General features: G+C 67.9%; 1 protein-coding gene. It reads left to right on the top strand.

From position 1 onward, the window contains the following. Window positions 1-194: 194 nt before the first annotated feature. Window positions 195-1,139, top strand: coding sequence for a chemotaxis protein (locus AB4Y84_RS22110; protein WP_025879111.1), 945 nt, complete (start codon window positions 195-197; stop codon window positions 1,137-1,139). Window positions 1,140-1,161: the final 22 nt, after the last annotated feature.

The raw sequence follows: 1,161 nt of genomic DNA, 5'->3' as shown, positions 1-1,161 counted from the left end.
GCGGTTGCCCACGGCGCGGCTACGGCCATTGCAGTGGCAAGGAAAAGAACAATGCGGCGCATGGCGCCTCCTGTCGGTAAGACCTGGCCCAGACGCGTGCAAGCTGCGTGCCACAGGCACAGGGCGGACAGCTTCCCGGCCGCGGCGCTGCACTCGCCCTCAAGTTCCACCCTGCCCGCGCCGATACAGCAGCCATGTCCCATGACCTGCTCAACCGGATCGACCAGCGAACCCGACTGGCCGGCCACAATCGCCTGGCGCTGCTGCTGTTCCGCCTCGGCGGACGTCAGCTTTTTGGCGTCAATGTCTTCAAGGTGCAGGAAGTGCTGCGCCGCCCGGAACTGTTCCAGGTGCCCGGCCTGCCCGGCCAGTTCGCCGGCGTGGCCGACGTGCGCGGCCGTTCGGTGCCGGTGCTGGACCTGGGCCTGGCCATCGGCCACCCCGAGCGCGAGCCCGATGCGGACACCGCACCCGGTTACCTGGTGGTGACCGAGTTCAACCGCTCGATCCAGGGCTTCCTGGTCAGCGGCGTGGAGCGGATCGTCAACATCGCGGTGGAAGACATCCACCCGCCGCCGGAACTGGGCGCTGAATCGAGCTACCTGACCGCGGTGACCCGCTTCCAGGGCGAGCTGATCCAGGTGATCGACGTGGAAAGCGTGCTGGCCGACATCGCCCAGGTGCGCGGTGAGGCCGTGCTCGACCCGGCCATGGCGATGCCCGCCGACGCCCCGCAGCTGCAGGTGCTGGTGGTGGATGATTCGCGGGTGGCCCGCCAGCAGATCCGCAGCGTGCTGGACCAGCTGGGGGTGGGCGCGACCCTGCTCTCGGACGGCAAGCAGGCGCTGGACCACCTGCTGCAGATCCATGCCTCGGGTGAAAACCCGGCCGAACGCTACGCCATGGTGATCTCGGACATCGAGATGCCGGCGATGGACGGCTACACGCTGACGACGGAAATCCGGCGCCATGCCGGCCTGTCCGGGCTGTACGTGCTGCTGCATACCTCGCTGTCGGGCGTATTCAACAATGCGATGGTCGAGCGCGTGGGTGCCAACGCCTTCGTCGCCAAGTATTCGCCGCACGAGCTGGCCGACTTCGTGCTGGACCGCCTGCGCAAGGTGGCGATGGCGGCGTAAGGCCGCCTCGATACGGTAGTGC

This window comes from Stenotrophomonas sp. 2YAF22, from assembly GCF_052114665.1.
In the GTDB taxonomy this organism is placed as follows: Bacteria; Pseudomonadota; Gammaproteobacteria; order Xanthomonadales; family Xanthomonadaceae; genus Stenotrophomonas; species Stenotrophomonas indicatrix.
Note: the sequence above shows the minus strand (reverse complement) of the source record. Positions and strands in the feature narration are given on the sequence as shown.